This is a genomic window from Binatus sp. (SeqCode) (assembly GCF_035272065.1).
Taxonomy (GTDB): domain Bacteria; phylum Desulfobacterota; class Binatia; order Binatales; family Binataceae; genus Binatus.
The window spans coordinates 1-24,932 of sequence record NZ_DATEQZ010000069.1; the positions used below are offsets into that span (position 1 = coordinate 1).

The following is a 24,932-nucleotide window of genomic DNA, read 5'->3' on the forward strand; positions in this document are numbered from 1 at the left end:
TAATCCGGTCCGTGTCAACGGGCATGTGAGGATTTCGGAAGTGAAGTTTCCACAGGCCGCGCCGCAAAGCGCCGCCGCAAAAACAATCTAGCACATTGATGATTGCTGTAAAGCCCCCGAGAGAAAAAAGTCCCCGGCAACGTAAACGCTGATGCCCTCTTTCATTAGTCCAGGCGTTCATATTATTATCTTTAGCTACTTGGCTGCGCTATTTGGCTACTTGTTTCGTCAGGTTTGGCGCGCCTCGTGAATATCGGAGGGGACTCAGTAGAAAAGGACGCCTCGATGCGACGACTACTCAGCCTGACGGCCTTCGGTTTCGGCTTTTATTACCTGTGGAACAACACCGACCCGACCACCGAGATGGTCGCAGTCGGCGCCATGGGGTTTGCCCTCCTGCTCGAGTTCATCGGCGCCGACTGATCGATTCCGCTCTCAGTGCCGCGATTTGCGCGCGCTCTGCGCGCTTCCCGGTAACGGCGAAGATTCCGCTTTGAGTGCGATCGGACCCGCGGGAGCATCGCTGTACGATTCATCTTCCAGCGTGACAATAAGCGACAGTCTTTTCTCGCGCCCGGACGGCAAATCCAAGGGTACCGTCGCGAGGCCGTCGTCGGCGACCAGGAAATCCGCGGCCCAAATGGGCGCGCCGCGCTTGGGCATCCACCAGATACGGTAAACCTGGAAGGGGCCGGTTGGCTTGAGTCCGGTCGCTTCGAGCATCGCACCCGCGGCCGACTCGCTCATCGCAAGTGTTCCGGAGGGAAGGTCGGGACCGCCGGATAGCGCGATCGATTTATCTTTTTCCTTGTCCTTCTCACCAGGCGCAGCGAGTTTGATTGTGCGAAGGTCCGGCGCGAAGAGAATTTTTTCAAACACCTCGCCCTCGCTCGCGCGTTCGCGCTCGGAGCCGAGCTTGCGCTGCTCGGCCGCCGTCTGCCGGCGCAGAGTGCGGACGGTCGCATTCAGAGCCGCCACGCGACGGTTCACATAGTTGGTGCGCCGCGCGAGCGAGCCGGCGAGTTCGGAAATCACGATAAGCGAGGCGATTGCGATAGCGACGGACATCCCAGCGATTGCCTGCCAGAGCCTGACGCGGAGGAGGCGCGGCGGCCGGTCGATCAGCGGCGGTTCGCCGCTGGTACGCCCTTCTGAACTCGGCTGCGGTTCGCCCTGCTCTATCACGACACTCCGCACGACATTCTGCATGACATGTGTGTCAGGTCCGAGGACTCGATCCGACGGTATTATGCCCAATGGGTAGCGGCTTTGTTAGCCGCGCCCTTTCTTATAGAAATAACGATTAACTATGCGTCGAATTCAGGACGTTCACGTTCTCGCCACGGAACCGCTGATCGCGCCGCATCTCCTCAAGAACGAGATGCCGGTGGACGAGGGCATTGCGCGCACGGTGGTCGAGGCGCGCGAGACCATTCGCGAAATCCTGGCGGGTCGCGACCGTCGGATGCTGTGTATCGTCGGGCCGTGTTCGATACACGACCCCGACGCGGCGATTGACTATGCGCGCCGCCTTGCGAAGTTGAAGGGCACCACCTCGGATCGGCTCTACATCATCATGCGCGTGTATTTCGAGAAGCCGCGCACGACTGTGGGATGGAAGGGGCTGATCAACGATCCGCGCATGGACGACAGTTGCGACATGCGTGAAGGATTGCGTATCGCGCGACGCTTGCTGATCGAGATAAACCGACTGGGGCTCGCGGCGGGGACCGAACTGCTCGATCCAATCACGCCGCAGTATATCGCGGACCTCGTCGCGTGGGCTGCGATCGGTGCGCGTACGACCGAGTCGCAGACGCATCGCGAGATGGCGAGTGGATTGTCGATGCCGGTCGGATTCAAGAACACGACCGAAGGAAATCTGCAGGTCGCGATCAACGCGATTCAATCAGCGCGCCGGCCGCATTCTTTTCTCGGTATCACCCAGGAAGGAATGTCTGCGGTGATTCGCACCTCGGGAAATCCCGATACACACATCGTGCTGCGCGGCGGACGCAAGCCGAACTACGACGCCGCTAGCATCGAGGAGTGCCGCAAGATGCTCGCCGACGCCGCGCTCGAGCCGCGCGTGATGGTGGATTGCTCGCACGCGCAGACCAGCAAGGACTTCACCAGGCAGCCCGAAGTGTTGCGCACGCTGGTCGACCAGGTAAGTGCCGGCAGTGGCGCGATCATGGGCGCGATGCTCGAGAGCAATATCGAAGCCGGTAGCCAGCCGCCCAGCTCCGATCGCACGAAGCTCAAGTACGGCGTGTCAATTACCGACCCGTGCATCGATTGGCCAACGACCGAGCGCTGCCTCCTCAACGCCGCCGCCGCACTGGGCGCAAATAGCGCGGCTCTGCCTCAGTGATAAAGGACGATCTTAACTCCCTCCCACCGATAGCGCCCGACCCAGAGCGAACTCGGCCGCGTCTAGCGATCGTAGTGCCGTGCTTCAACGAGGAACTCGTCCTACGCGAGTCGGCTCGCAGGATGGGAGCCGTGCTGAGCGACCTTAAGGAAAAGGGACGGGTCGCGACCGAGAGCTTCCTCTATTTTGTCGATGATGGCAGCATCGACGGGACCTGGAGTCTGCTCTGCGAGCTCAACCAGGCCGACCGGCAGATAAAAGCGCTGAAGTTGGCGCGGAACTTCGGTCATCAGAATGCAGTACTGGCCGGTCTTCTCAGCGTCAGGAATCGCGCCGATTGTGTGATTTCGATGGATGCCGACTTGCAGCATGACGAACATGCCATCTATGCCTTCCTCGACAAGTATCGAGATGGCGCCGATATAGTGAACGGAATCAGACGAACCTCCGGTTCCGATTCGCTTTCAAAGAAGCTGGGCACATCCGCCTTTTACTGGTTGATGAAGTCGATGCGAACCGGCGTGCTCAGAGACCATCCCGACTACCGCCTGGTTTCCTCCAGGGTCCTGGACGCATTGGCGGATTACAAAGAGGTCAACCTGTTCCTTCGCGGCATCTTCGCGAATATGGGCTTCCAGTCGGAAGTAGTCGATTTCGACGTGCACCAGCGCTTTGCGGGAACCACTCACTACTCCTGGACGAAGATGATCGGGCTTGCGCTCGATGGAATCACTTCGTTCAGCGTGGTGCCGTTACGAATGATCGCGATCGGCGGCGTTCTGATCACGCTGGTTGCTCTCGCGCTCAGCGTGTTCGTCGTGGTGAGCGCGGTGCGCGGCAACGTTGTCCCGGGCTGGGCGTCCACGGTCCTTCCCATCTACGCGCTCGGCGGACTTCAAATCATGATCATTGGTCTGGTCGCCGAGTACATCGGAAAGATCTACTCTGAGGTCAAACAACGTCCACGCTTTATCTGTGAGCAAGAGCTGAGTTGAGCGCGTCCGGCCAGTGTCTGGTCTGCGAGGCCTCCTCGACTGAAGCAATCTTCGGGGGCCTGCTTCGCTGTAAGCGATGTGCCCATGCTTTTGCACCGGCTGAAACGACAGATCAGGACCTGGCCACTCTCTACACTGAAAGCTACTTCGCCGGCGAAGAGTACCAGGACTACGTCTCCGACCGGAAGGTGACGCAGCGAAACTTCCTCTCGCGGCTGCGAGTCCTTGACTCGCTCATGAGTCCCCAGCGGCATCGCCGTCTATTCGAAGTGGGCTCTGCTTACGGCTTCTTCCTGGATGTTGCCAGGCACCGATTCGATTCAGTCGAGGGCATCGACGTATCCGCCGCAGCTGTGAGTTACGCCAGGGACAAACTGGGGCTTGATGTTGTGTGCGCGGATCTTCTGAACTATGACCTTGATGCGCGCGATTTCGATGTCGTATGCATGTGGGACACGATCGAGCATCTTGCGCGCCCGGACTTGTACATCGCCAAGCTGGCGGAACACATGGATAGAGGCGCGTTGCTCGCCATCACAACCGGAGACTTTGGAAGCCTTAACGCACGGATGAGGCGGACCAAGTGGCGGCTGATGCATCCGCCGACCCATGCGCATTATTTTTCTCTTGCCAGCATTGGGACTCTGCTTGAAAGATTTGGCTTCGAAGTGATCTATCGACGCCACTGCGGCTTCTACCGGAGTCTGAAGAGCATGGCATATGGAGTATTCGATCAGAGACACGGTAGTCCGCTGGTCGGTGATCTGATCCAGCGCCTTGGCATCGGCGAGTGGCCAATCTATCTGAACTTCTTCGACATCATGTACGTTGTCGCGCGTAAACGATGAGTCGGCGGTTTTTCGGCCGGGATTCCCGCCGATGAGTCCGCAGGATCGCGCACATCATCGATCGCAGTCGTTCAGGGCGTTTGCGCTTTATTTCGCATTAGCGGTTCTTTTGCTCGATCGCGGTCTGGCCGCACATCCCGGCTATTTCATTGGGCGCGAAGCCGATCCGTGGATCTACATGTGGTTCCTTCGATGGTGGCGGTACGCACTTGCCAATCGCGTTAACCCCTTCATGACTGACATGGTATGGGCGCCGCGCGGATTCAATCTCGCGTGGTCTGCGTTCGTACCGCTCCCGGCATGGATCGCGATTCCTATTGGGCGCACGCTCGGCGAGGCCACCGCTTACAACATTCTCTGTATCATCGCGCTTCCACTCGCCGCGCTTTCCGCATTCCTGCTATGCCGCCGCGTCACAGGCGCGTTCTGGCCTTCGGTCCTCGGCGGTTACATCTTCGGCTTCTCGCCGTACATGTTGGGTCAGATGCTGGGCGGCCATCTGAATTTGATATTCGCCTTCCCAATTCCTCTTGCCGTGTTGGTGGGACTTCGCCGCCTGGATGGCGAAATCTCAGTGCGGCGTTTCACGCTCGAGATTGCCTCGCTTGTGATAGTGCAATTTCTTTGCGGGATCGAGCTATTCGCGACCATGACCGTCTTCGGCGGATTTGCGCTGTTGGTCGCGCTCATTTTCTTCGACGGCGAAACGCGCGCGCGACTGATTCGCTTGATCGGCTCGCTGGCCGCGGCTTACGCAATTGCGATGCTTGTGGTCTCCCCGTACCTCTACTACCTTTTCGCGCGCGGCTCTGCAGGTCCGCAGGCTTGGCCGCCCGCCAGGTTCACCGGCGACCTGCTCAATCTCTTCGTTCCAACCGAGGTAAATCTCCTCGGCACCTTCGGATTTTCGCGCGCGATAACAGAAAAGTTCAGCGGCGATCTCTACGAGAACGGCGTATACATAGGAATCCCACTGCTCATCGTGATCGAAGCATACCGCCGGATGAAGTCGCGCACGCCGGTTGGCAGGTTTCTGATTGCGATGCTCGCGATTGCAGTCGTCGCTTCGTTTGGACCTGCACTGCGCGTGGCGGGACGTGCGACAGTTCCGATGCCGTGGGCACTCTTCACTATGCTGCCTGTGATATCGAGCGCCCTAACGGCAAGATTCGCGATCTACGCCTCGCTCGTGATTTCGCTGATAGCGGCTATCTGGTTCACTGACGCGCCGGCACGGCCATCGACAAAATGTTTTGCTGCTCTGATGGTCGGTTTGTTCTTTGCACCAAATCCGGTTCCTTCTTTCTGGATAAGCCGGCTTTCCATTCCCGCATTTTTCACCGACCGAGTTTACGCAAATGAACTTGAACCGCGCGAGATCGTTTTGCCCTTGCCGTTCCCTGACAGCGGCAAAAGCATGTTCTGGCAGGCGCGGAGCGACATGTACTTCAGGATGGCGGGCGGATGGACCACGACCACACCGTTCGAATTCATTCGAATGCCGGTGGTCAAATACTTTTACAGCGGGATCGATTTGCCCGAGGCTGGCGATCAGTTGAAGGCCTACATCGCTCGCTTCGGAGTGCAAGCAGTAATCGCGGATCCGATCGAACCTAATTTTGAGACCTTCAAGCGGACGCTCGATTCGCTCGGAGTGGCAGGACTGAACGAGAAAGGCGTGTGGCTTTACAAAATCCCGCGCGATTCGTTCGCCGTGTATGCCAAACTTCCAGCCGCGCAGGTCGAAGCGCGCGCCGACGCGCTGCGCTTCGATGCGATCCTCGAGGCCGCCGGAAAGTATCTCGCCGAGGGACACGACCTCTCGAAACTTTCGGCCCTTGAACTCAAGCATCTCGATCTCCTCCCGCGCGACTGGCTCGTCGATCCTGCTCCCCACGCCTATTTCGACTGGGCAATCGGCCCTGCACCCGGGGGTAGGATAGGCATCATCGTCGTAGGCTCTTACGAGGGAGTGAGACCGCTGATAGAGCGCTACCGTGCGAGCGCGTCCGAGATCGATTATCCCGGACCGACGCGATGGACGCCTGATTCGCGTCCGCGCCTCGATGTCATCAAGCCGTTGCTCGTGACCTTCGAAGCTGCGCATCTCGCCGCCGCCGCGCGCAAGCTGCGCGATTCGCCGCCACCCGAGCGGACGACGCCATTTGTCGCGGGCGTACTGGCTGGCTTGGGACCGCCGAGTCCTTAGCCGTCGGCGCGATTCAATCCTGGCGCTTTTGCGCGCGCAGTTTTTCGCTGATCACCAGCGCGCTGAGCGCGGCAGTCTGCCGCACCGGAAATTCCGCGGGCCGCCGCAGCGCCTTGTAGCGGGCGTCGAGGGCCGTCAGCCCGTTCATCACGCGCTCGCGCGCCTCGGCGAGCGTGGGACGGGGCATGATCCGGCGGCCTTTGTCGAACACGGTCTCCATCAATTGAACCGTTTTCGACGCGATCGGCTTGAACTCGCGCGCGACCGTGGTCGTGCCCTCGTCCATAATTCCGACCAGGTCGGCGAAGAAGGAGCCGCTCGGCGCATAACCGCGGAACAACTGCTTGCGGCCCGGCGTTGAAACCTTTCCGGCCGAGGTCTTGAGGCGGCCGCGATCCTTGTGATCGACGAGCTTATAGACGAAGTCACCCGCCGGCGCGTCGTCGCTGACGGCGAGCGCGGTGCCGACCCCGAACGCGTCGATCGGAGCGCCGGCGTCGACGAGTTCCGCAATTCGGTATTCGTCGAGATTGCCGCTCGCGACGATCGCGATATCGCCGAAGCCGGCCTGATCGAGAATCCGGCGCGCCTTGCGGCTGAGTTCGTGCAGGTCGCCGCTGTCCAGCCGCACGCCCTGAATCTTCACGCCCGCCTCGCGAACAGCGGCGGCGACCGCGGCCGCATTCTCGACGCCGCGCGCCGTGTCGTAAGTATCAACGAGCAACGTGCTGAGGGTAGGGAAGCTCGAGACGAAATCGCTGAAGGCGTCACGCTCGCGCTCGTGCGCCATGACGAAGCTGTGGCTCATCGTGCCGAAAACCGGAATCCCGTAACGCTTGCCGGCGAGCACGTTGGCGGTGCCATGAAAACCCGCGAGATAGCTCGAGCGCGCCGCGATCAGAGACGCGTCCGCACCCTGCGCGCGGCGCGGACCGAAGTCCACCAGCCGCCTGCCGCCGGCGACGGCGAAGCATCGCGCCGCCTTGGTCGCGACGCTCGAAGCGAAGCCGAGCTGGTTGAGCGCCAGCGTTTCGATGAGCTGGCCTTCGATTAGCGGCGCGCGAATCTCGGCGATCGGCTCGCCCGGGAAATAAATCGTGCCTTCGGGAAGCGCGCGGATCGAACCGGTGAAGCGGAGCTTCGACAGAAATTCCAGAAAGGCCGGCTTGAAGAGGTGCAGCGACTCGAGATGCTCGATCGCGGCGCCATCGAAACGATATTCCTCTAGCGCCTCAATCAGCCGCTCGATTCCGGCGGCGACCATGAAGCCACGCCCCGGCGGCATCCGGCGCATTGCGACTTCGAACGACGCAGTGTCGTTAAACCCGTGCTCGAAGAACGCCGCACTGACCGTGAGCTCGTAGAGATCGGTGAACAGCGCGACCTCAGCCGGGTCGAGTCGGAGATCTATCGGCATCCGCGATGTCTCCTGCTCATCCGCAACCAACGCGGCGCCACCCTTCTAGCGCGGAGGCTCCGGCGGTGCGGGCGGCGGTTTAGGCGCGGGCGGGCTTGGGGCGGGCTCCTGCACGACGCGAGTCTCGCCGACTGGGCGTTCGCGCAGGATGTCGGCCATCCGCTTGAGCCGCTGATCGACGAGATAGTTGATCGTGCCGGGCTGGTCGATCGTTCCCGCGCGCACACCGGTCAGAGTCTCGATGCCGCGATCGATCGTATCGATCGGATAGATGTGGAATTCGCCGCGCTCGATTGCTCCGGTCGTCTCCGGATCGAGCATCAGGTTTGCGACATTCGTGCGCGGCACCAGCACGCCCTGCGTGCCGGTCAGGCCAATCGCCTTGCACACGCGGTAGAAACCCTCGACCTTCTGGTTGACGCCGCCAATCGCCTGCACAGTGCCGTATTGATCTACCGAACCCGTCACCGCGAGATCCTGGCGTAGCGGTACGCCCGACAGCGCCGACATCAGCGCGTACAACTCGGTCGAGCTGGCGCTGTCGCCGTCGATTCCGGAGTACGATTGCTCGAAGCAGATGCTCGCGGTCATCGCGATCGGATGCTGCTGCCCGAATCGCGCGCGCATAAATCCGCTCAGGATCATGATTCCCTTGTCGTGAGTCGATCCCGACATCCGCGCCTCGCGCTCGATGTTGATCACGCCCGCCTGTCCCAGCGCCACCGTCGCCGTCACGCGCGACGGCCGCCCGAAGCTATAACCGCCGACGTCCAGCACGGCCAGGCCGTTGATCTGTCCGACGCTGGTGCCGCGAATATTGACGATAAGCGTGCCTTCCGCGATCAGTCTGCGGATTTCCTCCTCGATAAAATTGAGCCGCAGCATCCGTTCGCCAAGCGCCCGCTCGACGTGCGCGGCCGTCACGCGCTGCGCCACTTGGTTGCGTGCGAAGTACGCCGATTCGCGCGCGAGATCGTCGACCGGCTCGAGCATCGCGAGCAATCGCGCTCGGTCGCCCGCCATCCGCATGCCGAACTCCACGATCTTCGCGAGCGCTCCGGCTTCGAACGGCGGTAGATTCTCCCTGCGCGCCAGGGCTCCCACGCGCGCCGCATAATGCGCCGCCGCCGCGCCGTCGGCCGCCACCGACGGCCGCATCTCGGCTTTCACCTTGAACAAGTCCGCGAAGTCTGAATCGTAAAAGTAGAGCAGGTTGTAAAGGTACGCGCCGCCCAGCGTCACGACCTTGTTGTGAATCTCGATCGGCTCGGGCTTGAGTCCGCTCATCGAGAAAAACGGCAGCGGCTCGAAAGTCTCGAGCGTCATGCGCCCCGACTTGAGGCTGCGCTTGAGCGTTTTCCAGACGCCGGGCTCGACCACCGCATCCTCGAGATCGAACACGAGAAAACCGCCGTGCGATTTCAGAAACGACCCGCCGATGATGCGCGTGAAGTTGGTGCCCGAGCGCCCCAGCGGATCGAGCCACCGCTCAATCGTGCCGAACAGGTTGCGATACGTCGGCGCGTCCTCGAGAACCACCGGCGCTCCGCGCGTCGCAGAGTTGTCGACCATCACGTTGACCTGGTAGTCGAACCATCGCGCGCCTTCCTCGATCGTCAGCGGCCTCGGGCCCTGCTCGGCCGGCGGCTGCTCGCGGAATCGATCGAGATTGCCGAGCATGTGCCGCGCGACTTCGTCGAGGTACGCATCAACCGCCGGATTGTTAAAGTGATGCTTTAAGTCTTCTGTCGACGGCGTGATCAGCCGCGCCGCGAACGCGCGCTCGATCGCGCGGATGTCGTCGATCAACTCGCGCATCATTTCCTGCTGGCGCATCGTCAACGTCGCCAGTTCGTCCTGCAGCTCGCCCTGCGCCTTGGCCAGTTGCTCGCGCTCGGCGTCGGTCTTCGCCGCCATCGCCTTGTTGAGCACCTCGGGCGACTCGGGCATCTTGCCGTCGATCAGCGGGATGAAAATCACCTGCCCGACCGGCGTGCTCTGGATCGCGAAGCCGCGCTCACGCGCCCGCGTCTCGAGCGTGCCGAACAGCTCCTGCGCGCGCTTGTTGTACTTGTCGCGCAGCGCCGCGCGCTCCTGGTCGAAGTCCTCGCGCCGAAAGGCTTTCGGCAATTGCTCGAGCACAAAGCCGACCAGCTCCGTCATCTTGACGCGCAGCTCGACGCCCTGGCCGGGCCGCAGGTAAATCGCGACGGGAGATTCGGGATTGCGAAAATTGTTGACGTACACCCAGTCGCCGGGCGTCGGCATCGTCGCGGCTTTTTCGTTGAGGATGCGCAGTACCGTTTCGCGCTCATGCCGCGAGCGCAGGCCGCTAACGAAAACGTTGTAGCCGGGTGCATCGATTCCGATCGCGAGCCGTATCGCATCCAGCGCGCGGCTCTGCCCGAATAGTTCAGCGTCGCCATCGGCGGCCGCCGCGCGCTCCAGCGAGACCGCATCGAGCGGCACCAGTGCCTTGAGTTCGGAAGCGGCAAGCTCCACCGGCGGCGGTACATGAATCAGCGCGGCGCTGGCGTCGGTAGCGATGAGGTCGCCCTTGTCAGTCATGATGCTAGCGGCGTTCGCGGCGCGGCGACTAGGAAGCCTTGAGCGCGATTCGCCGGCCTTTCTTCTTCGGCAGCGTGATAACCAGCGTGCCTTCGGACCACTTCGCGGTCGAGGCTTCACCGTCGATCGAGTCGGAGAACGCAAATGAACTCTCGAGCGTGCCGCCGAGTTTGTCCGGCACCCGAACTGCCAGCCGCTGGCCGGAGACTTCGGCCTGTATCTTTGCTGGATCGACGCCGACCGCCACGACTCGCACTTCGTAACGGTCGGGATGGTCGATAACCTGCGCGCGTTCGAATTCAACCGCGTGCGTTGCGCACTTCCAGCGGTCGATCAACATTTCGTCGAAGAACTCTTCGAAGGCGCGCTCGAAGTCTGCAACTAATCCGCGGCTGCTTGCCATAGGCGTCAGTTTCCCACGATTTCGCGCAAATTGTAATGCAGCGCCACTGCGCAGGTCGAGTCCGCGCGAGGCTCAACCGTCCCTTGCCACGATTGCCGTCCCGGCGTTATGGTTTCCGTGTGCCAACCTTTTCAAAAATTATCGCCGCCACCGATTTCTCCGAAGACTCGAACCTCGCGCTCAGCTTCGCCCAGGAACTCGCACAAAAGTTCTCGGCTGAGATTGTGCTCCTGCACGTCGATCAGCCGCTCGCGCCGGTAATGATGACGCCGGAACTCGGCCCTGCGATGGACGTCGGCGCGATGGGCCGTATCGCGGAAGAGCAGCGGATGCTCGCGCAGAAGGAGCTCGACAAGATCGCGGGCAACCTGCGCGGCGCCGGCCTCAAGGTAAAGGTTCAACTCAAGGTAGGCTCGCCATTCCTGGAAATCCTGCACACCGCCCAAAGCGAAAATGCCGACCTGATCGTGCTCGGCACCCACGGCCGCACCGGCCTGGCGCACGTCCTGATGGGCAGCGTCGCCGAGCGCGTCGTGCAAAAGGCGCCCTGCCCGGTGCTCACGATTCGCCACCCCGATCGCAAGTTCAAGCACCCCCTCGACAAGTAGTTTCTGATCCCTCGCCCGTTATTTCACGGGAGCGGTTGGGTGAGGGTTCTGGGCTTCAGCACCACGTCGCTACCCTGCTACCTCCCCGTGAACTTCGGCGCGCGCTTCTCGACGAACGCCTTCACGCCCTCTTTGAAATCCTCCGACCGCGTCATCATCTCCATCGACGCGTCGTCGTCGCGCACGCCCGTGGCGAGATCGGTGAACAGATGCTGGTAGATCATCTTCTTCGCCTGCGCGACGCCGAGCGGCGAGCACTTGGTCGCGATTCCCGACGCTATCTCCCGCGCCGTCGCCATCAGCTTGTCCTGCGGCACAACGCGATTCACCAGCCCCATCTCGAGCGCCTCGTTCGCATCGACCAGCCTGCCCGTAATCGCCAATTCCGTCGCGCGCGCCAGCCCGACGATTCGCGGCAGCATCCAACTGCTGCCGTGCTCGATCGCAAGCCCGCGCTGCGTGAAGATCAACCCCATCCGCGCGTTCTCCGATGCGATCCTGATATCCTGGTAGAGACACGTGGTGAAGCCCAAGCCGACGCACGCGCCGTTGATCGCGCCGATCACCGGCGTGTTGAGCGCCAGCGGCCACGAGTACGACGTGCGGTAATCGACGCGTTGCACCGCCAGCCATTCATCAGGCGGGTCGGCACTGCGCGCTCCCGCGTGTCCCGCCGCGATATTCGAGAGCGCTCCCATGTCCGCACCCGCGCAGTACGCACGCCCGGCGCCAGTCACGATTATCGCACCGATCGCTGGGTCGCGCTCGGCGTCGAGCATCGCGGTACGCATCTCCGCGCCCATCTTCGGCGTCCACGCGTTCATCTTCTCAGGCCGGTTCATCGTAACCGTAGCCACGCGATCCTTCTTCTCGTAAATGATTTCAGCGAAGTCCATTTTTTCTTCCTCCGGTTGGCTCTGCGATCAAAGCACTTCCCAATCGCGAAATCTAACGCCACGCGATTCCGCTCAGACCTGCTTTCATCCGTCCGCGATGGCTGTTAGTAAAGCCGTGATGTTGATGCCACGCGGAATCCAAGTTTGCGTCGTCGCCCTGGCACTATTTACGGCGACGCCTTCGTATGCGGCCGACACCTCCGCGGTCGGCGTCCATGGAATGGTAGTTTCGGAAAGCGAGGACGCCGCGCGCGCCGGCGTCGAGATTCTCAAGCAGGGCGGCAACGCCGTCGATGCCGCTGTTGCCACCGCGCTGGCCGTCGGCGTCACCAATCCTGCCGCGTGCGGAATCGGCGGTGGCGGCTTCATGCTCATCTATATTGCGAAGGCCCACGCCTTCTACGCGCTCGACTATCGCGAAACCGCGCCCCTGCAGGCCCGCCCCGACATGTACATGCGCAACGGCAAGCCCGACGAGGATCTGGCGCGCGACGGAATCCTGGGGGTGGCTGTGCCGGGCGAGATCGCGGGCATCGACGCCGCGCTCAGACGCTTCGGTACGATGAAGTTTCAGCAAATCGCAGCGCCAGCGGAGAAACTCGCCGGCGACGGTTATGCCGCGAGTCCACATCTGGCGGGCGAAATCGCGCAGCTCGCATCGAAGCTGAAAAATGATCCCGGGCTGAGCCAGGTCTTCCTGAAGCCCGACGGCTCCGCGCCCAAAGCCGGCGACATGATCGTCGAAAAGAATCTAGCTGCGACGCTGAAGAGCCTCTGCGACGATCCGGTCAGGAATTTCTATCACGGCCAAGTCGCATCCGCGCTCGTCGCGTTCATGAAAGCCCGCGGCGGACTCCTGAGCGCCGCCGACCTCACCAACTATCGGCCCGACTGGCGCGATCCTATTCGCCGCCGCTACGAGGGTTACGAAGTCTATGCGATGCCGCCGCCGTCCTCGGGCGGCGTCGTCCTCGAGATGCTCGGCGCGCTCGACTCGGGCCATCTCGCCGGTCTCGGCGTCAATTCGCCGCCGTACCTCGCGCGCCTGATTGAAGTGATGCGCCAGGGTTTTATCGATCGAGAGCGATACGCCGATCCGGACTTCATCGGAGTCGATGTCCAAAAGCTGCTCTCCGATACCAACATCCAGCAATTGCGCGAGCGCGCCCTGCATCCGAAGGAAATGCGGCCGCCGCCCGCAGCGCACGATCACGGCACCTCGAACCTCCTCGTCGTGGACAAGGACGGTAACGTCGTCGCGCTGACCACCACTATCAACACCGTCTTCGGCGCCAAGATGAGCGTGCCCGCGCTCGGCCTTATCCTCAACGACGAGATGGACGATTTCGCCGTCGCACCCGGAGTGCCCAACGCGTACCACCTCGAAGGCGAGCGCGCCAACGAGGTGCGGCCCGGCAAGCGCCCGCTCTCGTCGATGACGCCGATAATCGTCACCAAAAGCGGCGTGCCTGTCATGACGACGGGAGGCTCCGGCGGCCCGACTATCGTCAGCGGCGTGTTGCAGGTCGCGCTCAACATACTAGCGTTCCATCTCGACGCGGCCAGCGCCGTCGCCGAGCCGCGAATTCATGAGCAGGCCGCGCCCGACATCGTGATCGTCGAACAAGCGATGCCCCCGGCGACCCGCAGCGCGCTCGAGCAGATGGGCTACAAGCTCAAGGTCGTGCCGAATCTAGGTGCCGTCGGCGCGATCACGATAGCGCCGGCAAATCTCCGCGGCGCGTTCGATCCGCGCAAAGGCGGCGGCGCCATCGGCTATTAGCCATCGCCCCGGCACGTTAGACTCAACCCTCGTGTCCGGAATCGCTCGCAACGAAATCTCTTCGCCAGCCATCGCCGCCCCGTCGGCGCCTGCGACGCCGATCGCGTATGACCTCGCCGCGATCCTCGCACTGTCGCTCGCGGTTTGCATGTTTCATCTCGGTTCATTCGGTCTGTGGGAGCCCGACGAGGCGCGTTACGCGGAGATCGCGCGCGAGATGCTGCAGAGCGGCAACCTCCTCGTGCCGCATCTCAACTACGTCGCCTATGTCGAAAAGCCGCCGCTGCTCTACTGGCTGACTACCATCTCGTTCTGGATCTTCGGCGTCTCGGAATTTGCCGCGCGGCTCCCCGTCGCACTGTCCGCAATCGCCGGAATACTCGCGGCGTACTTCTTCACACTGCGCGCGTTCGGCCGCCGCCACGCGATTCTCGCCGCCGCGATCCTCGCGACGACGCCACTGTACGCGTTGATGGCGCAAGTGCTCACCACCGACATGACGCTCACTGCGCTGGTGACGATCGCGACCTTCTCGCTTTATCTGCACTGGCATGAAGGCGGTCGCTGGTGCTGGCTCGCGTACGTCGCCATGGGTCTGGCCGTTATGACCAAGGGCCCAGTCGGCGCGGCACTGCCAGTTCTCTCGATGCTGCTTTGGCTGGCTTTCAACCGCGAACTTGGCGGCGCCATCGCGAAGTTCCGCGCGATACCCGGTTTTCTGCTCACGACTCTGATTGCGGCGCCGTGGTTCATCGCGATGACGATCCGCGAGCCGGGCTTCGCCGACTTCTACTTCATCGGCGAACATCTGCGGCGCGCGTTCGAGACCGACTACAGCCACAGCGAAGCGTTCTACTTTTACGTCCCTGTGCTGGCGATCGGACTGCTGCCGTGGTCGCTGCTCGTGCCGTTCCTCACCTGGCGCGAGACCGCGCGCAACCCGGCGCGCAGCTTCTGCGTGATCGCCGCCGGCGTCACCATCGTCGCCTTCTCATGCGCGAGCGCAAAGCTTATCCCGTACATCCTGCCCGCCGTCCCTCCCATCGCCGTGCTGATCGCCGACGGACTCGTGTCATGCGCATGGCCTGCCGCCGGCTCGCCCGCCGCGCGGCGTCCACCCGATTCGCGGATTCTCCTCGAAAGCGGTCCGATGCTCGCGCTGTTGGGCGCAGGCATAATCGTCGCGGCGCTCGCGGCGCCGCAGTTTCGCACTCCGTACGTGATGGCGGCACGGCCCGCGATGTATGCGATCGGCGCGCTCCTGCTTGTGGGCGGCGCGGTCACGACGTCGATGTTCGTTATGCGCCGCACGGCTGCGGGACTTGGCGCGATCGTCGTCACGCTGGCGGTTGTGTTGATTGCGGGCGGATGGGTCCGGCTCGAGACCGAGCCGATGCGCTCGTACGCCGCACTCAGCCGCGCGATCGCCGCGGATGCGCCCGACGCGGACATCATCTGTTACCATCGCTACGTTCAGTCGCTGCCGTTCTACAATCGCAAGCGCGTCGTGCTCGTCGGCGGGCGCACTGAACTCGACTTCGGCTCGCGGCTCGATCCGGACGCGCCCGAATGGTTCATGAACAACGACGAGCAGATGTTTCGGCGTTGGGAGCAGCCGGGCCGGGTCGTGGTCGTGCTAGACGCCGGCGATCTCGCACGAATGAAGGAGCGCTTCGGCGAGTTCGACCTGATCGCAGTCGAAGGAAAGAAGCGCGCAATTGTCCGACGTGAACGAATCTCGCGCCGTGAGCCAATCACCGTCAACTGAGCAGGCCGCGTCGACCCCAGCGGCCGCACCGGCGGCACGGCCGGCGCATCCGTATCGCGCGTTCGCGATGCGTGCGGGGCTGGGAGTGGCGGTGGTCACCATTCTGCTGACGCATTACGACGCGCGGCCGATTTTTCGCATCCTCAGTCGCGAACGCCCGGCTTTTTTTGTCGCGGCGGTAGCGCTTTACCTCGCGGGGCAGGCGATGTGCGCGTATCGATGGCAATTGCTGGCAGCGATCCTGAAAGTTCACGGCCGGTACCGCGAGTATTTCGCGTACATATTCGTCGGCATGTTCACGAACCTCTTCGTGCCGGGATTGCTCGGCGGCGACGCGGCGCGATCCGTCTATCTCGGACGGCGGCATGGCAGGATTGGCGAGGCGATTGCGTCCGTAGTCGCGGATCGCGGTGTGGGATTGCTCGGATTGTTCTGGCTGGCGGCGGCTGCGGCGATATTTCTGAACTTCGCGCCGATTCCATCGTCGATCGTCACGCCGACAATCGCAGTCGGTGCGATCACGCTCGCGGGATTTCTCGCGGCGCCGCTCGTCGCGCGCCTGATTCATCTGATGCCGCGGCCTTTACGCCGCGCCGGCGGAATTGTCGCGCCGTATCTCCATCATCCGGCGGCGCTGATTCCGTCGATCGCGTTGTCGATGGTCCTGCAGATAACCCTGGCCATCTGCCAGTACCTGCTGGCCGCCGGCCTTGGCATGACGGTGCCGCTCTCGCTGTTTATCCTCTGCGTCCCGATTGCGAACGTGTTTGCGAGCCTGCCGCTGACGTTGAATGGGTTGGGGATTCGCGAATCGGCCTACCTGGTGCTGTTCGGAATGGCTGGAATGCGAAAAGAAGACGCCATCGCCCTGGGACTGTTGTGGTTCGCTGCGACAATGGTCGGCGGTCTGACAGGCGCGATCGCATTCGTGACAACGCCCGCGCCGGTCGAAGTGACGCTAAGTCACTTAGGCTAACGTGAAACCCAACATCGGTTCCGATCGCTGTCTCCTCGCCCTGTTAGGGCGACGAGACAGATGAGGGTCTTTGTACACCGCCCCTCTTTTGCGCGCGATTCAAGATTTTGCTCCAGCCCGCGTCTCGGGATGCCCTTTTTAGCCTGACCATCGCGGATTTGTTGTGCTACTCTGCGGCATGGCTAACCGTCAGGACATACACCCAACGGACTCGCCCGAAATCTCGTGGAATCGAATTTCCGGCTGAAAATAGTTTTTGACGGAACGAAGCTACCCGTAGCGGTGGAACAATCCCAGAACAACAACAGGTGGGTACTGCTGCACTTTGCTACAATTCGTGTCCCCAGCCCTGAGCTGCACGGGCGACTGCAGCGACTTTGCGATCGATACGGTGTCGTTGAATGTCCCGGGCGGCGCGACGCCGACGGCGACCGCTACCGCGACTTCAACCGCAACCCCGACGCCCACAGCGACACCGACCCAGGGTGCCGGCGTCTTGAAGATCACCCCGCCGATGAAGAATTTCGGCAACGTGAAAGTAGGCAAGGTGAAAAAGCAAACATTTACTCTCAGCAATCCTGCCAAGAGTGGACCGCCGATCGTCTTCGGTAACCCGCCGGCAACGGTGACGAACTCCCCAATATTCGCGTTCCCGGCAGGTGGAACGACCTGTGGCGCGCAACTTTTGCCGAAGAAGAAGTGCAAGTTGAGGGTGGTCTTTACTCCGGCTGGAACAGGTCCGCAGCCGGCCTCGGCGGTGACCGTCTTTGACAACGCGTCAAACGCGAACCAGACGATCCCCTTGAGCGGGTCAGGTAAATAGTGGCAGCCCAGTTCGAGGCGCAAAGGCCTATTTGACGGCAGAGGGCGTAGCGACCGTCGGCGCGAGGACTAGCTGGCCGGTCGCTAGATCGTGCTCGACTTTGCGCGCCCGTTCGAGTGCGGACACGGGAATCCTCGGCTCGAGCTTTGGGTTGAATACTACACTCACCATCCCGTCCTGCATGCCAAATTCCAGCATCCCGGGATGAAAGGTCTTGTCCCTCACTTCAGTGGCGATTTTCAGGAAGGCCAGCGGGGTCGAGGTCACGGCGCTGGCAAGGACGACATCCGGCGCGACGTTGTTCTGATTGTTGAATACACCGAAGGCGTAGGCGTGCCCTTGTTCGGCCGCGAGGAAGACGCCGAGGCCCGCCGCGTCGGCGTTGTGAATCAGCACGTCGGCGCCCTGGCTGATTTGCGCGAGCGCCGCCTCCTTGGCCGCGCCAACATCGTCGAAATTGCCGGTATAGCTGATCAGGATGCGGCCCTTGGGCTGCTCCGCAAGAAAGCCGCGCTTGAAACCCTCGAAGAACAATTTAATCGATGGCAGTTCTATACCGCCTATAGCGCCTACCACTCCGGTTTTCGAAACGCCTGCCGCCAGCACTCCTTCCACGTAGGTCGCCTGATCGACATTGAAGGTGATAGACGCGACGTTCGCGGAGGATTCACTGCCCGAACTGACGACGAAGTAAGTATTGGGAAAGCTACGCGCTACCTCGACGGCGGAATCGGTGTACTCGAAGCCGTGGGCGAAGATGAGATCGAATCCGCGCGAGGCGAAGTCGCGAAAGGCGTCCTCGAAATCGGCGGGCGACTTGGTTTGCACCAAGGCCGTGTCGGCGCCGAGCTTGGCCTTGATGAGTTGCAGCCCCTCGTACGCGGCGGCGTTCCAGCCCGCGTCACTGACGGGTCCGGGCGTGAGTAGCGCGACCTTGAGCGCAGTGGATGCCGGCTTTGCCTCGGTAGCAGGATGAGAGGTGCATGCCGCAAGGACACTTACTTGCAGGAGCACTAGAGCTATGAGCAGGAATTTAGCCACCGGTTAGCTATCCGATATAGGTGGTTCGATCCATGACGCCAGCCTTATGAAAGGCCTGCTGACGCTCGAAGCATTTGTTGCATTGCCCGCAATGCTGACCGCCCTTGGGAGCCATGCAGGTCAAGGTCAACTCGAGCGGCAGGTCTTTGAACTGCTTGATCAAATCCTCCTTGTGGAGACCTCTCATCGGCGCTTCGATAGTTACGTTATTTCCTAGTCCCATGCTTAAGACGCGGGCGAAGTTGTCAAAAAACTCCCGGCTAGCATCGGGAAAGGGGTTGCTCCCGAGCGAGCCGATCGCGATGCGTGAAACGCCGTGGGTGCTGCCCCAGATGGCGGCCAACGAAATGAGAAGAATGTTGCGGCCGGGCAGGTAGGTGTTCTCGTCGGGCTCGTCCGCGGCGGGAACGGGCGCGCCCGTCACGCTCCAATGGTCGCCGTACAGGACGGCGGTCGGAGCGGCGAGCACGGTAGTCGGCATCAGGTTGCGGTTGTGGAGCGCGTCGAGGAAGGCTTGAAGACCTTTGAGCTCCATCTCTTCCCATGCAAAGCCGCATCGCACGTAGATGGGATACACCTCGGCGGCGGCCGCCAATTTCGCGATCAGGACCGAGCTGTCCAGGCCACCGCTGGCTAGTACTGAGATCTTGTCCACGCTGACTCTCTCCGTTCGCGCAAGACCGTAGCATCATTGAAAGCGATGGGGCCACAGGATGGCGCGGAGACTCGATCTTGTGGGCGGGTTATGCGTTAACTTGAATTGTCAGCTTCACCGAATCGCTTGAGGGGAACGCGATGACATCGCAAGGCTCTGCCTGGTACGTGGATTTTTTTCGGATCGACTACTTGAACGTGTACGGGCACATGTTCACCGAAGAGCGCGCTGAAAAAGAGAGCGCCTTCGTTGCGAGCGCGCTCGGCCTGAAGGCGGGCGCGTCAGTGCTGGACCTGTGCTGCGGCCAGGGGCGGCATTCGGTGCAGTTGGCAAAACGGGGATTGAAGGTTACGGGGCTCGATTTGAATCCCGATTACGTCGAACTCGCGCAACAGGCGGCCAAGGCGAGCAAGGTCGAAATCGAGACTGTGGCCGCCGACATGCGCGAGATCCCGTTCGCAAACAAGTTCGATGCAATCGTCAACATGTACTCATCATTTGGATATTTGGAGTCCGAAGCCGAGGATTTGAAAGTGCTGGAATCGGCAGGCAAGGCCCTGAAAGCCGACGGGCGGCTCCTGCTCGACATGCTGAACCGCGAGTGGGCGATCGATAACTATGTCCAGAACGACTGGCATACGGGCGCGGACGGGACCTTGTACGTCGAGCGGCGCGACCTGGATCTCGCGACCAGCCGGATGCACGTGCACTTTATCGTGGTGGATCCAAAGGGCGGGCGCCGCGAGTCGATTGGGCATAACATCCGGCTCTACACACTGACTGAGATGACGCGGTTGCTGGAGCGCGTGGGGATGCGCGTGACGGCGGTGTTCGGGGGATTCGACAGCGAGGAATATGGGATAGGTACACGGCGGATGATCGCTGTGGCGAAAAAAGGATAGAGGAGTGGAAGAACTTGGGAATTTGATCCTCACCCGATACGCTCAAGGTGGTCGGGACCGAGCCGAAAAAGCCTCGAAAATGCCCAGTTTCCCTTGCACCACAGAATGCATTGAGGAAGTGATTATAGATTCAGCGCAATCTTGCCTTCGGTGGTCGCGGTTTGTATAGTCGCTGACTAACCAATCGGACAGGGCTGCGGGGTAGGCTTAGATAATGGATGTAATGAAGACGCTTTTTCTGAATCCACCGTCGTACGATGACTTTGACGGCGGCGCCGGTTCACGTTACCAGGCGACGCGCGAGGTCTGGTCGTTCTGGTACCCGACGTGGCTGGCTTATCCTGCCGGGATGATCCCGGGGGCGCGCCTGCTCGACGCGCCGCCGCATAACTACACGGTCGAGATGACGGTCAACGAGGCGAAGAACTACGACCTGGTCGTGATTCACACCTCGACGCCGTCGCTGCGGATGGACGCGCGCACGGCGGAATCAATCAAGGCGGCGAATCCAAACGCGATCATCGCGATGGTCGGAGGGCATCCGACGGCGCGGCCCGAGGAGACGCTGAAATTATCGGCGGCGATCGATATCGCGGCGCGCAAGGAATTCGACTACTCGATGCTCGAGGTGGCAGAGGGCCGCGACTGGAGCACGATCGGCGGAATCAGCTGGCAGAAGAACGGCACGCAGCATCACAATCCCGACCGGCCGGCGCTCACCGACGAAGAACTTGACAAGCTGCCGTTCGTGACCGAGGTCTATGAAAAGAACCTCGACTACCTGAAGTACAACAGTCCCTACTGCCAGTATCCTTACGTGTCGATGTACACCGGGCGCGGATGTCCGGCGCGATGCACGTTCTGCCTGTGGCCGCAGGTCACGCAGGGGCATCGCTATCGTGTGCGGAGCCCGGAGAACGTGTACGAGGAAGTGGCCGCGATGAAGTCGAAGTTCACGAAGATGAAGGAACTGTTCTTCGACGACGACACTTTCACGGCGGACCCAGCGCGCGCGCGCAAAATCGCGCAGCTGCTGAAGCCGCTCGGGATCACATGGTCAACCAACTCGCGCGCCAACGTCGATTACGAAACGCTGAAGATCATGAAGGACGGCGGGCTCCGGCTGTTCGTGGTCGGCTACGAGTCGGGCAACGCGCAGATTTTGAAAAACATCAAGAAGGGCGTCGGCCTCGAGCGCGCGCGGCGCTTTACCAAGGATTGCCACGAACTTGGGATCCTGATTCACGGGACTTTTATCCTAGGACTTCCGGGTGAGAACAAGGAGACCATCGAGGAATCGATCCGGTTCGCGCGCGAGATGGACTGCGAGACTATCCAGGTGTCGCTCGCGTCACCGTATCCGGGCACGGAGCTGTTCGACTACGTGACCAAGAATGGGTTCCTGGCGGTCGATCCGCTGCTCGACGAATCCGGCTACCAGAAGTGCACGATCACCTATCCGGGGCTGACCAACGAGGAGATTTACGGCGCGGTCGAGCGCTTCTATCGCAGCTTCTACTTCCGCCCAAAGTACATCCTCAAATCGGTGAAGAAGATGATGACGTCGATGGAAGAGACCAAGCGGATGCTGAACGAGGGGCGGCAATTTCTCTCGACGATGCGCCAGCGACGGCATCAGACGGCGCAGCAGGCTTCCGCCTGACGGCGACCGGGCGCGCATAGGAGCCGGGCGCAAGGTCCGCAGCAGGATGTCTGTGGCGTCGTCGGTCGCGCCGGGCCGGAGTTCCGCGCGAATCATTCGATGACAATCTGGATGGCTTTACCGGCTGCGGCCGTGTGCGTGTCGGTATTTTACTACGCCGCGGCGACGGTCGCTGCCATCAGGTTCGCAAAGCGGACGACCTTTCCTCTGCCACCAATCCCAAAGGTTCCGCCGCGCGTGGCGGTGCTGAAGCCGTTGCACGGCAGCAGCAATTCGCTGGCAGCCAACCTGGTCAGTTTCCTGGAAATCGCGTACCCACGGATCGACTTTTATTTTGGCGTCCATAACTACGAGGATCCGGCCGCTGAAGTTCCGGTGGCGCTGCGGCAACGCTACCAGTACGCAAACATCACGCTGGTCGTAGGCGAAGAACCGGATTGCAGCAATCGCAAGATAGCGAAGCTGATCAAGATGGCCGACCGCTCCGAGAAGGCTGAAATATTCGTGCTGAGCGACGCCGATGTATCGGTCGAGCGCGACTACCTCAAGCGGATTGTCGGCGAACTGACGTCGGACGAGAAGATCGGCATCGTGACCTGCGCCTATCGGGCGCGGCCGGGCGGCTCGTTCGCGTCGCGGCTGGAGGCGCTCTACGTCAACACCGATTTCCTGCCGCAGATTCTGCTGGCCGAAATGATCGAGCCGATGCACTATGCGCTCGGCGCGACGATCGCAATCAAGCGCAAGGTGCTCGAGGCCGCCGGCGGATTCCGCGCGGTCAAGAACATGCTGGCCGACGACTTCTACCTGGGCAACTTCACCAATGCCCAAGGCTACGAGATCAAACTGTCCGATTCGATCGTAACCTTGACGTGCGAAGAAAAGAGTTTCGCTGAATTCTGGCATCATCAACTGCGCTGGGCGCGCACCTACCGCACCGTGCGCCCGATCAGCATCGCCACAATCCTGATGCACGGCCCGTTCTGGGCGCTGATGCTGGTGGCGCTCTCGCGTGGCAGCGCGGCGGCATTTGCGGCATTGGTGCTGGTCCTGGCGGCGCGACTCGCGATGTCGGCGGCGATCGTCAGTCGCGTGCTCAAGATGCCCGAGATGCTGAGCCAGTTGTGGATGGTTCCGTTCAAGGACCTGATTATGACCGGTGTCTGGTTTGCCAGCCTGTTCAGTAACAAAGTGATGTGGGCCGGCCGCCAGTTCAAGGTGATCCGGGGCGGCGCGATGCGCGAAGTCTAAGAGCTGAACGCGTGATTCTCTCCCTGATCTTCGCGGTCGTTGCCAGCCTGCTGATGGCGCTCGGCCTGCTGATGATGAAGAGCCGCTCGTCGGATCTGCCGATGGCGGCCGGCGCGAACACGATCGGCGCGATCGTCGCATGGATTCGCGATCCCATGTGGATCGGCGGACTCGGCGTGCAGACAGCGGGCTGGGCCTGCTACGTGATAGCGGTGTCGCGCGCGCCGGTGTCGATGGTGGCGGTGATGGGGCAAGGCGGGATCGCGCTGTTCGTGATTGCGTCGGTGCTGATTCTTGGCGAGCGTGCGAGCTCTCGCGAATGGGTCGGAATCGGCGCGATCGTGTTCGGGATGGTGATGCTCACGCTGTCGCTTGGCGGCAAAGAGTTTGAAGGCAAGCTAGAGTCCGCAACGATGGTGACGTTCGCCGCGGTGCTGACGCTCGCGGGGTTGGCTCCCATGGCCGTCGCGCGGATGAACGCCAGCGGGACGGCTGCGGCGATTCTGTCCGGCGTCGCGTTCGGCCTGGGCGCACTGTTCACCAAGGCGATGACGGAAGCGATCTCCGCCGGCGACACTGCTTCAGTCGCGATCCGAATCGTCTCCAGTCCCTACGTGTACTGCACGGTCGCCGCCAACATCGCCGGGATTGTCATGCTGCAGAACTCGTTTCATTCGGCGCGCGCGATAATCGCGATGCCGCTGTCGGGAGCGCTGTCGAACATCGTACCGATCATCGGCGGGATGATCGTGTTCGGCGAACGACTGCCTGCCGGTTCGATTCCCGCCGCGATGCGCGTTAGTGCATTCATACTGACGATCGCGGCCGGCGCATTGCTGGCTGGATCGCGCCAACACGTGCCCGGCGATCCGGTCGTGGTCGGGTCGCTGTCGAAAGCGAAAACCTAGAAGTTCGCTTTCGGCACGGGCAGGCCGGGTACGTCGGCGCGCGCGCGGAAGATCGTTCCCTTGCGGTCTGGATCGTCGGTGTTGTCGGCGGTCACCACGTAGAGATCGCGCAGGTCGCGCCCGCCGAAGACCAGGCTGGTCACCATCGTGGCCGGCAACTTGATTCGCTTGATCACGGTGGCGTCCTTCGAGAAATGTACAACCTCGCCTACGCGCACCGCCGCAACCCACACGCCGCCTTGCGCATCGACTGCCAGACCGTCGGGCATTCCCGCCGGCATTTTCGCAAAGATACGCCGGTCCTTGACGCCGCGCTCGTGCGTGACGTCATAAACCCACACTGCGCCGGTGCTGGAATCCGAATGATACAGGTGTTTTCTGTCGGGGCTGAGACCGAGCCCGTTGCTGACCTCGATGCCGTCCCACAACTTCACCGCGCGCCCGGGCGGATCGACGCGGAACAGGCTGCCAGGAATCGGCTTATTGCTGCTCAGCGGATCGAAGTTGATCGTGCCTGTGTAGACACTGCCGTGATCGTCGGTTGTGAGATCGTTCATGCTGACGGGCTTGCCTTCCCACACGGCGAACAGGTCGCGGCTTTTGCCGGTCTTCTCGTCCCAATGGATCAGGCCGCGGCCGGTGAGGACGAGCCCACCGCTTCGATTGAAGATCAATCCGCCGACGCCTTTTCGTTTCGGGATCAGCGTTTCGACGTTGCCGCCGGGATTGCGCCGGTAAACGCCACCGTTGGGAATGTCGGTGAAGTATAGACGGCCGAGGTCGTCGACACGCGGCGCTTCGAGCAGTCCGTAGCCGCTCGCGAGCATCTCGAATTCCATCGCTG

General features: G+C 61.7%; 22 protein-coding genes. 13 read left to right on the forward strand and 9 right to left on the reverse strand.

The features are described 5' to 3' along the window. Positions 1 to 285 precede the first annotated feature (285 nt). A complete protein-coding gene (locus VJX68_RS13590; RefSeq protein ID WP_324096245.1) occupies positions 286 to 423 on the forward strand; it encodes a hypothetical protein in 138 nt (45 codons plus the stop codon). A gap of 12 nt (positions 424 to 435) precedes the next feature. On the opposite strand, the gene VJX68_RS13595 is transcribed toward VJX68_RS13590, so the two are convergent. Continuing rightward, a complete protein-coding gene (locus tag VJX68_RS13595; RefSeq protein WP_414643486.1) occupies positions 436 to 1,068 on the reverse strand; it encodes an anti-sigma factor in 633 nt (210 codons plus the stop codon). A gap of 241 nt (positions 1,069 to 1,309) precedes the next feature. Between VJX68_RS13595 and VJX68_RS13600 the strand changes: the two genes are divergently transcribed. From VJX68_RS13600 to VJX68_RS13615, 4 genes are all read left to right on the forward strand, one after another. Continuing rightward, positions 1,310 to 2,374 carry a 3-deoxy-7-phosphoheptulonate synthase gene (locus tag VJX68_RS13600; RefSeq protein WP_324096247.1) on the forward strand — a complete coding sequence of 355 codons (1,065 nt, stop codon included), beginning with the start codon at positions 1,310 to 1,312 and terminating at the stop codon, positions 2,372 to 2,374. Between the two features lie 122 nt (positions 2,375 to 2,496). After that, positions 2,497 to 3,369: a glycosyltransferase family 2 protein gene (locus VJX68_RS13605; RefSeq protein WP_324096279.1), complete on the forward strand. Its 873-nt coding sequence runs from the start codon at positions 2,497 to 2,499 to the stop codon at positions 3,367 to 3,369. Beyond that, complete coding sequence (locus VJX68_RS13610; protein WP_324096248.1) at positions 3,366 to 4,217, forward strand: class I SAM-dependent methyltransferase; 852 nt, start codon at positions 3,366 to 3,368, stop codon at positions 4,215 to 4,217. Before VJX68_RS13605 ends, VJX68_RS13610 begins: the two co-directional genes overlap by 4 nt. A gap of 31 nt (positions 4,218 to 4,248) precedes the next feature. Beyond that, a complete protein-coding gene (locus tag VJX68_RS13615) occupies positions 4,249 to 6,426 on the forward strand; it encodes a hypothetical protein (protein WP_324096249.1) in 2,178 nt (725 codons plus the stop codon). Between the two features lie 13 nt (positions 6,427 to 6,439). On the opposite strand, the gene VJX68_RS13620 is transcribed toward VJX68_RS13615, so the two are convergent. From VJX68_RS13620 to VJX68_RS13630, 3 genes are read right to left on the reverse strand one after another with little or no spacing between them, the layout of a single operon-like run. Further along, complete coding sequence (locus VJX68_RS13620) at positions 6,440 to 7,843, reverse strand: nicotinate phosphoribosyltransferase (RefSeq protein ID WP_324096250.1); 1,404 nt, start codon at positions 7,841 to 7,843, stop codon at positions 6,440 to 6,442. A 45-nt stretch (positions 7,844 to 7,888) separates the two neighbouring features. Beyond that, on the reverse strand, positions 7,889 to 10,411 hold the full coding sequence (locus tag VJX68_RS13625; RefSeq protein WP_324096251.1) for a Lon protease family protein: 2,523 nt from the start codon (positions 10,409 to 10,411) through the stop codon (positions 7,889 to 7,891). Between the two features lie 28 nt (positions 10,412 to 10,439). Beyond that, a complete protein-coding gene (locus tag VJX68_RS13630; protein WP_324096252.1) occupies positions 10,440 to 10,814 on the reverse strand; it encodes an Hsp20/alpha crystallin family protein in 375 nt (124 codons plus the stop codon). A 119-nt stretch (positions 10,815 to 10,933) separates the two neighbouring features. On the opposite strand from VJX68_RS13630, the gene VJX68_RS13635 reads away from it, so the two are divergent. Further along, the gene (locus VJX68_RS13635; protein WP_324096253.1) at positions 10,934 to 11,422 is read left to right on the forward strand and encodes a universal stress protein; all 489 of its coding nucleotides are present in this window, start codon (positions 10,934 to 10,936) and stop codon (positions 11,420 to 11,422) included. A gap of 77 nt (positions 11,423 to 11,499) precedes the next feature. Here the strand turns inward: VJX68_RS13635 and VJX68_RS13640 are convergent, their stop codons facing one another. Beyond that, positions 11,500 to 12,318: an enoyl-CoA hydratase-related protein gene (locus VJX68_RS13640; protein ID WP_324096254.1), complete on the reverse strand. Its 819-nt coding sequence runs from the start codon at positions 12,316 to 12,318 to the stop codon at positions 11,500 to 11,502. Positions 12,319 to 12,415: 97 nt separating this feature from the next. Here VJX68_RS13640 and ggt point away from each other — a divergent pair, with 97 nt between their 5' ends. Genes ggt through VJX68_RS13655 form a run of 3 tightly spaced genes read left to right on the forward strand, consistent with a single transcriptional unit; the run spans position 12,416 to position 16,845 of the window. Continuing rightward, positions 12,416 to 14,101, forward strand: a complete 1,686-nt coding sequence (gene ggt, locus VJX68_RS13645; RefSeq protein ID WP_324096255.1) for a gamma-glutamyltransferase — start codon at positions 12,416 to 12,418, stop codon at positions 14,099 to 14,101. A 31-nt stretch (positions 14,102 to 14,132) separates the two neighbouring features. Beyond that, positions 14,133 to 15,869, forward strand: a complete 1,737-nt coding sequence (locus tag VJX68_RS13650) for a phospholipid carrier-dependent glycosyltransferase (RefSeq protein WP_324096256.1) — start codon at positions 14,133 to 14,135, stop codon at positions 15,867 to 15,869. Further along, on the forward strand, positions 15,847 to 16,845 hold the full coding sequence (locus tag VJX68_RS13655; protein ID WP_324096257.1) for a lysylphosphatidylglycerol synthase transmembrane domain-containing protein: 999 nt from the start codon (positions 15,847 to 15,849) through the stop codon (positions 16,843 to 16,845). The genes VJX68_RS13650 and VJX68_RS13655 overlap by 23 nt, the downstream gene beginning before the upstream one ends. A 270-nt stretch (positions 16,846 to 17,115) precedes the next feature. On the opposite strand, the gene VJX68_RS19450 is transcribed toward VJX68_RS13655, so the two are convergent. From VJX68_RS19450 to VJX68_RS13670, 3 genes are read right to left on the reverse strand one after another with little or no spacing between them, the layout of a single operon-like run. Continuing rightward, positions 17,116 to 17,691 (reverse strand): hypothetical protein, encoded by a 576-nt coding sequence (locus VJX68_RS19450; RefSeq protein WP_324096258.1) that lies wholly within the window; start codon positions 17,689 to 17,691, stop codon positions 17,116 to 17,118. 4 nt (positions 17,692 to 17,695) lie between these two features. Continuing rightward, positions 17,696 to 18,709 (reverse strand): BMP family protein, encoded by a 1,014-nt coding sequence (locus tag VJX68_RS13665; RefSeq protein WP_324096259.1) that lies wholly within the window; start codon positions 18,707 to 18,709, stop codon positions 17,696 to 17,698. Positions 18,710 to 18,716: 7 nt separating this feature from the next. After that, on the reverse strand, positions 18,717 to 19,364 hold the full coding sequence (locus VJX68_RS13670; RefSeq protein WP_324096260.1) for a 7-cyano-7-deazaguanine synthase: 648 nt from the start codon (positions 19,362 to 19,364) through the stop codon (positions 18,717 to 18,719). A 140-nt stretch (positions 19,365 to 19,504) separates the two neighbouring features. Between VJX68_RS13670 and VJX68_RS13675 the strand changes: the two genes are divergently transcribed. From VJX68_RS13675 to VJX68_RS13690, 4 genes are all read left to right on the forward strand, one after another. Next, positions 19,505 to 20,266: a class I SAM-dependent methyltransferase gene (locus VJX68_RS13675; RefSeq protein WP_324096261.1), complete on the forward strand. Its 762-nt coding sequence runs from the start codon at positions 19,505 to 19,507 to the stop codon at positions 20,264 to 20,266. 214 nt (positions 20,267 to 20,480) lie between these two features. Next, a complete protein-coding gene (gene hpnJ / locus VJX68_RS13680) occupies positions 20,481 to 21,929 on the forward strand; it encodes a hopanoid biosynthesis associated radical SAM protein HpnJ (protein ID WP_324096262.1) in 1,449 nt (482 codons plus the stop codon). 111 nt (positions 21,930 to 22,040) lie between these two features. Next, positions 22,041 to 23,180 carry a bacteriohopanetetrol glucosamine biosynthesis glycosyltransferase HpnI gene (gene hpnI / locus VJX68_RS13685; RefSeq protein WP_324096263.1) on the forward strand — a complete coding sequence of 380 codons (1,140 nt, stop codon included), beginning with the start codon at positions 22,041 to 22,043 and terminating at the stop codon, positions 23,178 to 23,180. A gap of 11 nt (positions 23,181 to 23,191) precedes the next feature. After that, on the forward strand, positions 23,192 to 24,088 hold the full coding sequence (locus tag VJX68_RS13690) for a DMT family protein (RefSeq protein WP_324096264.1): 897 nt from the start codon (positions 23,192 to 23,194) through the stop codon (positions 24,086 to 24,088). Here VJX68_RS13690 and VJX68_RS13695 read toward each other — a convergent pair. Continuing rightward, positions 24,085 to 24,927, reverse strand: coding sequence for an SMP-30/gluconolactonase/LRE family protein (locus VJX68_RS13695; RefSeq protein ID WP_324096265.1), 843 nt, complete (start codon positions 24,925 to 24,927; stop codon positions 24,085 to 24,087). The genes VJX68_RS13690 and VJX68_RS13695 overlap by 4 nt on opposite strands. Positions 24,928 to 24,932 lie beyond the last annotated feature (5 nt).

Coding starts and splice junctions, on each gene's coding strand:
- VJX68_RS13590 (WP_324096245.1), top strand. CDS start 286: ATGCGACGACTACTCAGCCTGACGGCCTTCGGTTTCGGCTTTTATTAC.
- VJX68_RS13595 (WP_414643486.1), bottom strand. CDS start 1,068: ATGTCCGTCGCTATCGCAATCGCCTCGCTTATCGTGATTTCCGAACTC.
- VJX68_RS13600 (WP_324096247.1), top strand. CDS start 1,310: ATGCGTCGAATTCAGGACGTTCACGTTCTCGCCACGGAACCGCTGATC.
- VJX68_RS13605 (WP_324096279.1), top strand. CDS start 2,497: ATGGGAGCCGTGCTGAGCGACCTTAAGGAAAAGGGACGGGTCGCGACC.
- VJX68_RS13615 (WP_324096249.1), top strand. CDS start 4,249: ATGAGTCCGCAGGATCGCGCACATCATCGATCGCAGTCGTTCAGGGCG.
- VJX68_RS13620 (WP_324096250.1), bottom strand. CDS start 7,843: ATGCCGATAGATCTCCGACTCGACCCGGCTGAGGTCGCGCTGTTCACC.
- VJX68_RS13625 (WP_324096251.1), bottom strand. CDS start 10,411: ATGACTGACAAGGGCGACCTCATCGCTACCGACGCCAGCGCCGCGCTG.
- VJX68_RS13630 (WP_324096252.1), bottom strand. CDS start 10,814: ATGGCAAGCAGCCGCGGATTAGTTGCAGACTTCGAGCGCGCCTTCGAA.
- VJX68_RS13640 (WP_324096254.1), bottom strand. CDS start 12,318: ATGGACTTCGCTGAAATCATTTACGAGAAGAAGGATCGCGTGGCTACG.
- ggt (WP_324096255.1), top strand. CDS start 12,416: ATGGCTGTTAGTAAAGCCGTGATGTTGATGCCACGCGGAATCCAAGTT.
- VJX68_RS13675 (WP_324096261.1), top strand. CDS start 19,505: ATGACATCGCAAGGCTCTGCCTGGTACGTGGATTTTTTTCGGATCGAC.
- hpnJ (WP_324096262.1), top strand. CDS start 20,481: ATGGATGTAATGAAGACGCTTTTTCTGAATCCACCGTCGTACGATGAC.
- hpnI (WP_324096263.1), top strand. CDS start 22,041: ATGGCTTTACCGGCTGCGGCCGTGTGCGTGTCGGTATTTTACTACGCC.
- VJX68_RS13695 (WP_324096265.1), bottom strand. CDS start 24,927: ATGGAATTCGAGATGCTCGCGAGCGGCTACGGACTGCTCGAAGCGCCG.